Raw genomic sequence first — 8,023 nt, 5'->3', positions numbered from 1 at the left:
GGTTCTAACCGTCCTTGCCACTCACGAGGCCCGACGCGGGTCAGGACGCGGGAGGGGTCTCGATCAGCGGCCCGCTCACCCCGGCCTGCTCGTGCGTTGCCATCTCCGCGAGCACCCGCGTCGCCATGAACACCAGCGGCAGCGCCGCGACGGCGCCCGTTCCCTCGCCGAGGCGGACGTCCAGGTCCAGGATCGGCTCCAGATCGAGATGTTCCAGCGCCAGCGCGTGCGCCGGTTCGCCGCCGCGCTGGCCCGCGGTCCACCACTGCCGCGCGCCAGGGACGAGTTCCTCGGCGACCAGCGCGGCCGCGGAGGCGACCAGGCCGTCCAGGATCACCGGCGTCTTCCGCAGCGAAGCCTGCGCGAGGAAGCCCGCCATCGCGGCGATGTCCGCGCCGGCGGTGGTGCGCAGCAGCGCGACCGGGTCGGCCAGCACGGTCCTGGCCCGCCGCAGCGCGTCACGGACCGCCGCGGCCTTGCGCATCCAGGCGTTGTCGTCGATACCGGAACCGCGGCCGACCACGGCCACCGGTTCGCTGCCGGTCAGCGCCGCGACCAGCACCGAGGCCGGGGTGCTGTTCCCGATCCCGAGGTCGCCCGCGATGAGCAGGTCGGCCCCGCCGTCGACCTCGGCGTCGGCGATCGCCCGGCCCGCGCGGACGGCGGCGCGGGCCTCGTCGTCGGTCAGCGCGTCTTCGACGTCGATCGAGCCGGAACCGCGCCGCACCTTGAACTCGCCGATCGACCGCGTCGCCGGGGCATCGCTGTCGACGGCCATGTCGACGACCCGCACGCTCGCGCCCGCCGAGGCGGCCAGGACGTTGATGGCCGCGCCACCGGTCAGCATGCTGCCGACGAGTTGCGCGGTGACTTCGCCCGGATAGGCCGAGACGCCTTTCGCGGCGACACCGTGGTCCCCGGCGAACACCACGACCCGGGGCCGTGTGAACGGCCGCGGCGGCGACTGGCCCTGGCAGGCCGCGACCCATACGCCCAGTTCTTCGAGCCTGCCCAGCGAACCGGCCGGTTTGATCAGTTTCGTGTGCAGGGCGATCGCCGCCGAACGCGCGTGTTCGTCAGGCTGCTCGACTTCGGCGAACTCGAGGATTTCGTCGTTCAACGCCCCGCCCTTCGGATCACTTTGGTGGCCGGGCCCAACCTACCCACCCGGCTGTGCCAGAGTTGCCTGTGGCTCAGACGAAGGCCGCCGGGGTGGTGCTCGCGAGCGGAGCGGGTACCCGGGTCGGCGCCAAGCTCAACAAGGTCTATCTGCCGGTGGCGGGCAAAAGGGTCGTCGCGTGGTCGCTCGACGCCTTCGCCCGCGTGCCCGGGATCGACGTGCTCGTGCTCGTCATCCGGCCGCAGGACACCGGACTCGCACACGAGGTGCTCGCCGCGCATCCGGGCGAGGTCGAACTCGTCCACGGCGGCGCGACGCGGCAGGGTTCGGAGCTGAACGCCTTGCGCCATATGGCTTCCCGTATCGAGAGCGGCGAGATCGACGCGGTACTGCTGCACGACGCGGCCCGCCCGCTCGTCACCCCGGAACTGATCGCGGACGTCCTCGACGGCACGCGGCGCCATGGGGGAGCGGTGCCCGGCGTCGCGGCCGACGACATCGTGCGCGTCGACGGCGACACCGTTTCCGGCGCGCTGCCCGGGGCGATCAGGGTGCAGACACCGCAGGGTTTCCGCGCCGCCCCGTTGCTGGAGGCGTACGAAACGGCCGAGCGTGAGGGTTTCGTCGGCACGGACACGTCTTCGTGCATGGAAAGGTTCTCCGCGCTGCCGGTGCGGTGGGTTCCGGGCAGCGCGGAGAACCTCAAGATCACCTACCCGCACGACCTCGTTGTCGCCGAGCAGGTGATCGGCCGAGGTTAGGGATCTCCCTGGTCGGCCTTGGTCGGTATGGCGGGCAGGACGGTGACCGGCCGTCGTGCCTCCATCGGGATCACGCAGTCCGGATGTGGTTGCAGCAGCTGGATCGGCGCGGCGGCGTCGCCGGGTGGCGGGATGGTGAGCACGGCACGCAGGGTCCAGTCGGCCGTCGAGTGGTACTGCCAGGAGACGAGCGCCGGCTGGAAGACGTCGGTGTCGGCGAGCGTGGTGACGCGGAAGGCGCTCGCCCGTTCTTCCCCGCGGAGGATGAGGACGTCGGCGCAGGTGTCCCACTGGAACACCGCGGCACAGACCTCCGGCTCCTCCCGGGGGCCGAAGATGTAGACGACCCACCGGCGTCTTCGAAGCTCTTCGAGCAGTTCGTCGATGCTCAGATGGTTCATCGAGCCCCCCAACGGGTTTCGGGAACTTCTCGGAGAGTAACAGGTGTACTAGAGCACCGTCCAGAATGTGTACTAGTACGTAATAATGGGGTGTGAGCAGGATCCTTGGTGCTCGCCCATTGGTGTGCTAGAACGCTTGTGCGCACCGCGCGACCTTGTGAGGAGTCACCTTGCCCGCCGTCGATCGACCCGAACCGCCGTATCTCCAGATCGCGGGGAACATTCGCGACGACATCGTTTCGGGCAGGCTCAAGGAAGGCGACGCGGTTCCGTCCGCGCGCGAGATCGCCAGGAACTGGAACGTCGCGATGGCGACGGCGATGAAGGTGCTCTCGACACTTCGCGCCGAAGGTCTGGTCCGCGCGGTACGCGGGATCGGGACAGTGGTGCAGACCAGGACGTTGCACCGGTCCGCGCACGATCGGACGATCTCGATCGCGCGAACCGGCAAGGTCTATCCGCCGGGCCACTACGCGAAAATCCGCGAAGCGGGCCTGCTGCCCGCGCCGGACAGAGTGGCGGGCGCGCTCGGAATCGATGAAGGTGCTCCGGTGATCCGGCGGCGAAGGACCACGTACGCGAGCGAAGGCAGGCCGGTGTCGACGTCGGTTTCGTGGTTCGACGGCGCTGTCGCGTCGAAGGCGCCTCTGCTGTTCGAGCCGGTGCGGATCGTCGAAGGCACGGTCAAATACGTGGCGGACCGGACAGGCCGGGTTCTGGCCTCGACTCATTCTCAGCACGCCGCGGGGCTGGCGGGTGCCGAGGAGGCGGCGGAACTCGGCGTGGCCGAAGGTTCGGCGATTCTGTTGAGCCGCAACAGGTTCCTGTCCGCCGAGGGGGACGTACTCGAGTACGGCGAATCGGCGGCCTTGCCGGACCACTGGATTTTCTACGAATACGACATCGAGGACGAGGCATGAAGCACATTCACGCGGGTAAGGTCCGGGACCTTTACGAAATCGACGGCGACATTCTGCTCGTCGCGTCGGATCGCGTTTCGGTCTACGACGTCTCGCTCCCGACCCCGATCCCGGACAAGGGCGCGCTGCTGAACCAGCTTTCCGCGTGGTGGTTCGAAAAGATGGCCGACGTGGTGCCGAACCACGTCGTTTCCACGACCGACGTGCCCGCCGAATTCGCCGGCCGCGCCATGCGCTGCAAGCCGCTGAAGATGATCCAGGTCGAGTGCATCGCGCGCGGCTACCTCACCGGTCTCGGGATGCGCGAATATCAGCGCGACGGCAAGGTTTCCGGTGTCGAACTGCCCGCCGGTCTCGTCGAGGCCGACAAGCTGCCCGAGCCGATCTTCACGCCCACGACGAAGATCTCCGACACCGGGCACGACGAGTTCATGACCTTCGCCGACGTCGTGAACGAGATCGGCCAGGAGACCGCGGACCGCCTCCGCGACCTGACGCTCGAGGTCTATACCAAGGGGGCGGAGCACGCGGCGAAGAACGGCATCATCATCGCCGACACCAAGATCGAATTCGGGTTCGACGCCGACGGCGTGCTGACCCTCGGGGACGAGGTCCTCACGTCGGACTCGTCGCGGTTCTGGCCCGCCGACGAGTACCAGCCGGGCCGGACGCAGCACGCGTTCGACAAGCAGTTCGTCCGCGACTGGTCCACGACGACCGGCTGGGACAAGACGCCGCCCGGCCCCGCCATCCCGGCCGAGATCGTCGAGGCGACCCGCAAGCGCTACACCGAGGTCTACGAAAGGATCACCGGGAACACCTGGATTCCCGGTGGTGGTCATGCCTGAACAGCAGGTCTACGACCCGTATCGGCTGATCGACGACGTCGAGGGCCTGCTGATCCAGCGGGGTCACGCACCGGTCCGGCTCGACGGCCGGACCGGTGACCGGGTCGCCGGCGCGAGCAGGTTGTTGCGTGGCTTGGGAATCGATCCCTTGCGCGCCCCCGGTGACGCGCTCGACCTCGACGGTCAGATCGCGTACCAGTCCCGCGTGCACGGCGACTGACGCTGAAGGACGCTTTCCCCGCATTACACGCGGTGAAGGACGCTTTCCCCCATCGCATGCGGGGAAAGCGTCCTTCAGCAGCATCAGGGCGAGCGGGTCAGCGTCGGGTCGGTCTCGGTGACGCCGTCGAGGGCCTCGTCGATCGCGGCGAGCAGATCCGCGTCCAGCTTCACGCCGGCCGCCTTCACGTTCTCGTGCACCTGCTCCGGCCGCGAGGCGCCGATGATCGCCGAAGCGACGTTCGGGTTCTGAAGCACCCATGCCACGGCCAGCTGGGCCATCGTCAGGCCCGCCTTCTCCGCGATCGGCTCGAGCCGCTGCACGCGCTCGAGGACGTCGTCGTTGAGGAAGCGGGCGACCATGTTGGCGCCGCCCTTCTCGTCGGTCGCGCGGGAGCCCTCGGGCAGCGGCTGACCGGGCTTGTACTTGCCGGTGAGCACGCCCTGCGCGATCGGCGACCAGACGATCTGGCTCAGGCCCTCGCGTTCGGACGCCGGGACGACCTGCGCCTCGATGACCCGCCACAGCGCGTTGTACTGCGGCTGGTTCGAGATGAGGGGCACGTTGAGCTCGCGCGCGATCGCCGCGCCCTGGGTGATCTGCTCGGCGGTCCACTCGGAGACGCCGACGTAGAGCACCTTGCCCTGGCGGACGAGGTCGGCGAAGGCGAGGAACGTCTCTTCGAGCGGGACGGTCCGGTCGAACCGGTGCGCCTGGTAGAGGTCGACGTAGTCGGTGCCGAGGCGCTTCAGCGAAGCGTTCGCCGACTCCATGATGTGCTTGCGGCCGAGCCCCTGGTCGTTCGGGCCTTTGGGGCCGGTGGGCCAGTAGACCTTGGTGAAGATCTCCAGGCTTTCGCGGCGCAGGCCCTTCAGGCCGCGGCCGAGTACCGATTCGGCGGCCGTGTTCGCGTAAACATCGGCGGTGTCGAAGGTGGTGATGCCGACGTCGAGCGCCGCCTTGATGCAGGCCTGGGCCTGGTCCTCTTCCACCTGGGACCCGTGGGTGAGCCAGTTGCCGTACGAGATCTCACTGACATTGAGGCCGCTGCGGCCCAGTCGTCGAAACTCCATGGGCACGACTCTACCCCAGGCCGTTAGGCAGGCTAACGACCTGGGTTTCCCCTGATCAGACCTTGTCGCCGGGCTTGACCCGCGGCTTGGGGACGCGCAGCTTGCGGATCTGGCTCGCCCTGATGAAGGAGTACCAGCCGACGGAGGTGCCCTTGATCGTCTCGTTCGGGAACTTCAGGCGGACCATCTTCGCGATCCGGCGCCCGCTGAGGAAACCTTCGACGATCATGCCGAGCAGCATCACGGTGCACAGCAGCGTCGCGTACCGCTGGACCTCGGGGTACGGCAGGATCAGCGCGACGAACACCAGGATCGCCAGCGGCATGAACAGGCCGAGCAGGTTGCGCCGCGAGTCGACCAGGTCACGGATGTACGCCTTGACCGGGCCGCGGTCACGGGGGAGCAGGTACTTGTCCTCGCCCGCCATCATCCGCTCACGGCGTTCCTTGGCGGCGTTGCGCTGCTTCTGCTTGTACTCCGGGTCGGCCTTCGCGGACTTGCGGAGCTCCTTGTTGCGCTTCATCGCCTCCCGCATGGTGGTCGGCGGGGGCGCCACCGGGCCGCGGCGCTTGGCCTCGGCCTCACGCCGCTTGGGCGTGGCCTTGCCCTTGCCCGGCGTATACGCCTTGGCCTGGACCTCGACGGCCTCGGTGTCGGGCTTCTCGGTGTCCGTCGTGGCGGAGTCTGTGGTGCTACGGCGCAGGAACCTCACCTCACCAGGGTAGTCGCGGGCGTCACGGTGCCACGCACCAGGCCGAGCGATATGTCACCATGGAGGGGAACAGATCGGGACTCCGACGTGTTGGACCATGTGCAAGACGAGTACCCGCAGCGAGTTCGACCAGAGGGAGAACCATGACGACCGCTGAGCAGGCAGCCGCAGCTCAGGCCGAAACCGCCGAGGAGACCCACGGCGTCACGTTGACCGACGCCGCCGCCACCAAGGCGAAGGCCCTGCTCGAGCAGGAGGGCCGCGACGACATGCACCTGCGCATCGCCGTCCAGCCCGGTGGGTGCGCCGGCCTGCGCTACCAGCTGTTCTTCGACGAGCGCACGCTCGACGGCGACCTGTTCCGTGACTTCGACGGCCTCCGCGTCGCCGTCGACCGGATGAGCGCGCCGTACGTGTCGAGCGCCGTGATCGACTTCGTCGACTCGATCGAGAAGCAGGGCTTCACGATCGACAACCCCAACGCGACCGGCAGCTGCGCCTGCGGCGACAGCTTCCACTGAGCCGCGTCGAGGCATGAAGAAGGGCCGCGAACCTCACCCAGGTCGCGGCCCTTCTTCATGCCCGGACCTGGATCAGACGTAGGCGTCCAGATCGGCGACCTGGGCGTGACAACGCTCGTCCACGGTCCACGGCGGAGCGCTCTCCCGCGGCAGGGGCATGTTCTCGGCCTGGAGGGACGACGGGATGCCGGCACAGTCGGCGATGAGTTCGCCGATCGATTCCGGTTCGAGGTGATACGCGGAAGTGGTCACGAACGACAAGCTAATGACTCATCGGGGAGTCGGACACCACTACCAACCGGTAGTGTTGATGGCCGTGCCTGAAGCAACCCGTATGGGGCATGACCTGCGGGTAACTTAGCCGTCCTCGCCTCCGCGGGGCCGACCGATCAAGGAGAACCGGTGGCAGCCAGCGCCAGGATCGCAGTATCCGGCAGTATCGCAACCGACCATCTCATGCACTTCCCGGGCAGGTTCGCCGAGCAGCTCATCGCCGAGCAGCTGCACCGGGTTTCCCTGAGCTTCCTGGCGGATGATCTCGTCGTCCGGCGGGGCGGCATCGGCGCGAACATCGCCTTCGGTCTCGGGGTGCTGGGCAAGAGCCCGATCCTGGTCGGCGCGGTGGGCTCCGACTTCGCCGACTACCGTTCGTGGCTCGAGCGGCACGGCGTCGACACGGCCGGGGTGCTGGTGTCCGAGGTCGCGCACACCGCCCGCTTCGTCTGCACCACCGACGAGGACCTCTGCCAGATCGCGACCTTCTACGCCGGCGCGATGGCCGAATCCCGCAACATCGAACTAGCGCCGGTCGCGGCGCACGCCGGCGAACTTTCGCTCGTGCTGATCAGCCCGGACGACCCCGAGGGCATGGTCCGGCACGCCGAGGAATGCCGCCAGCGCGGCTACACCTTCGCCGTCGACCCCTCGCAGCAGCTGGCCCGGATGGACGGCGCGCAGGTGCGTGCCTTCATCGAGGGCGCGAAGTACCTGTTCAGCAACGACTACGAATGGGAACTGCTGCTGCAGAAGACCGGCTGGACCGAGGCCGAGGTCCTCGACCGGGTCGGCATGCGGATCACCACGCTCGGGGAGAAGGGCGTCGAGATCGTCGGCAAGGACGGCCTCGCGCTGCAGATCGGCGCCGTCCCGGAACGCGGCAAGGTCGACCCTACCGGCGTCGGCGACGGCTTCCGGGCCGGGTTCATCGCGGGTATCGACGGCGGGCTCAGCCTGGAGCGTTCGGCGCAGCTGGGCTCGCTGATCGCCGTGCTGGTGCTGGAGACCGTCGGGACGCAGGAATGGTCCTTCGACCGCGCCGACGTCCTGGGCCGCCTCAAGGAGGCCTTCGGGCCGGAATCCGCCGAGGAGATCGCGGCGATCCTGCCCGCGTGAGCTGATTCAACGCGCGTGAAGGCCCCCTTCCCTCGGCTCAGCCGAGGGAAGGGGG

Annotated in this window: 11 protein-coding genes; 6 read left to right on the top strand and 5 right to left on the bottom strand. The window is 68.4% G+C overall.

The features are described from left to right. Positions 1 to 40 precede the first annotated feature (40 nt). Positions 41 to 1,120 carry a nicotinate-nucleotide--dimethylbenzimidazole phosphoribosyltransferase gene (cobT, locus tag ACFWIW_RS41955; protein ID WP_378373579.1) on the bottom strand — a complete coding sequence of 360 codons (1,080 nt, stop codon included), beginning with the start codon at positions 1,118 to 1,120 and terminating at the stop codon, positions 41 to 43. 92 nt (positions 1,121 to 1,212) lie between these two features. On the opposite strand from cobT, the gene ACFWIW_RS41950 reads away from it, so the two are divergent. Continuing rightward, on the top strand, positions 1,213 to 1,881 hold the full coding sequence (locus tag ACFWIW_RS41950) for a 2-C-methyl-D-erythritol 4-phosphate cytidylyltransferase (protein WP_378373580.1): 669 nt from the start codon (positions 1,213 to 1,215) through the stop codon (positions 1,879 to 1,881). On the opposite strand, the gene ACFWIW_RS41945 is transcribed toward ACFWIW_RS41950, so the two are convergent. Continuing rightward, a complete protein-coding gene (locus ACFWIW_RS41945) occupies positions 1,878 to 2,282 on the bottom strand; it encodes a hypothetical protein (RefSeq protein WP_378373578.1) in 405 nt (134 codons plus the stop codon). The genes ACFWIW_RS41950 and ACFWIW_RS41945 overlap by 4 nt on opposite strands. A 170-nt stretch (positions 2,283 to 2,452) precedes the next feature. Between ACFWIW_RS41945 and ACFWIW_RS41940 the strand changes: the two genes are divergently transcribed. From ACFWIW_RS41940 to ACFWIW_RS41930, 3 genes are read left to right on the top strand one after another with little or no spacing between them, the layout of a single operon-like run. Then, positions 2,453 to 3,202, top strand: a complete 750-nt coding sequence (locus tag ACFWIW_RS41940) for a GntR family transcriptional regulator (RefSeq protein WP_378373577.1) — start codon at positions 2,453 to 2,455, stop codon at positions 3,200 to 3,202. Continuing rightward, entirely contained in the window at positions 3,199 to 4,050 is an 852-nt protein-coding gene (locus ACFWIW_RS41935) for a phosphoribosylaminoimidazolesuccinocarboxamide synthase (RefSeq protein ID WP_378373576.1), read from the top strand. The genes ACFWIW_RS41940 and ACFWIW_RS41935 overlap by 4 nt, the downstream gene beginning before the upstream one ends. Beyond that, the gene (locus ACFWIW_RS41930; protein ID WP_016336063.1) at positions 4,043 to 4,270 is read left to right on the top strand and encodes a hypothetical protein; all 228 of its coding nucleotides are present in this window, start codon (positions 4,043 to 4,045) and stop codon (positions 4,268 to 4,270) included. The genes ACFWIW_RS41935 and ACFWIW_RS41930 overlap by 8 nt, the downstream gene beginning before the upstream one ends. 83 nt (positions 4,271 to 4,353) lie before the next feature. On the opposite strand, the gene ACFWIW_RS41925 is transcribed toward ACFWIW_RS41930, so the two are convergent. Together ACFWIW_RS41925 and ACFWIW_RS41920 are read right to left on the bottom strand one after the other, a co-directional pair. Further along, positions 4,354 to 5,343 carry an aldo/keto reductase family protein gene (locus tag ACFWIW_RS41925; RefSeq protein WP_037344716.1) on the bottom strand — a complete coding sequence of 330 codons (990 nt, stop codon included), beginning with the start codon at positions 5,341 to 5,343 and terminating at the stop codon, positions 4,354 to 4,356. 55 nt (positions 5,344 to 5,398) lie between these two features. After that, positions 5,399 to 6,055, bottom strand: a complete 657-nt coding sequence (locus ACFWIW_RS41920; RefSeq protein ID WP_378373575.1) for a DUF3043 domain-containing protein — start codon at positions 6,053 to 6,055, stop codon at positions 5,399 to 5,401. A gap of 143 nt (positions 6,056 to 6,198) precedes the next feature. Between ACFWIW_RS41920 and ACFWIW_RS41915 the strand changes: the two genes are divergently transcribed. After that, a complete protein-coding gene (locus tag ACFWIW_RS41915; RefSeq protein WP_378373574.1) occupies positions 6,199 to 6,576 on the top strand; it encodes a HesB/IscA family protein in 378 nt (125 codons plus the stop codon). Between the two features lie 72 nt (positions 6,577 to 6,648). Here the strand turns inward: ACFWIW_RS41915 and ACFWIW_RS41910 are convergent, their stop codons facing one another. After that, positions 6,649 to 6,837: a hypothetical protein gene (locus tag ACFWIW_RS41910; protein WP_360971290.1), complete on the bottom strand. Its 189-nt coding sequence runs from the start codon at positions 6,835 to 6,837 to the stop codon at positions 6,649 to 6,651. A gap of 141 nt (positions 6,838 to 6,978) precedes the next feature. Between ACFWIW_RS41910 and ACFWIW_RS41905 the strand changes: the two genes are divergently transcribed. Then, positions 6,979 to 7,968 (top strand): carbohydrate kinase family protein, encoded by a 990-nt coding sequence (locus ACFWIW_RS41905; protein ID WP_378373573.1) that lies wholly within the window; start codon positions 6,979 to 6,981, stop codon positions 7,966 to 7,968. Positions 7,969 to 8,023: the final 55 nt, after the last annotated feature.

The organism is Amycolatopsis sp. NPDC058340 (genome assembly GCF_042723975.1).
Classification (GTDB): domain Bacteria; phylum Actinomycetota; class Actinomycetes; order Mycobacteriales; family Pseudonocardiaceae; genus Amycolatopsis.
The sequence above is the reverse complement of the archived record's forward strand: the minus strand, read 5'-3'. Positions and strand labels throughout refer to the sequence as shown.

Bases quoted from the DNA above. Each gene is read 5' to 3' on its own strand.
- ACFWIW_RS41945 (WP_378373578.1), bottom strand. From the start codon at position 2,282: ATGAACCATCTGAGCATCGACGAACTGCTCGAAGAGCTTCGAAGACGC.
- ACFWIW_RS41935 (WP_378373576.1), top strand. From the start codon at position 3,199: ATGAAGCACATTCACGCGGGTAAGGTCCGGGACCTTTACGAAATCGAC.
- ACFWIW_RS41930 (WP_016336063.1), top strand. From the start codon at position 4,043: ATGCCTGAACAGCAGGTCTACGACCCGTATCGGCTGATCGACGACGTC.
- ACFWIW_RS41925 (WP_037344716.1), bottom strand. From the start codon at position 5,343: ATGGAGTTTCGACGACTGGGCCGCAGCGGCCTCAATGTCAGTGAGATC.
- ACFWIW_RS41915 (WP_378373574.1), top strand. From the start codon at position 6,199: ATGACGACCGCTGAGCAGGCAGCCGCAGCTCAGGCCGAAACCGCCGAG.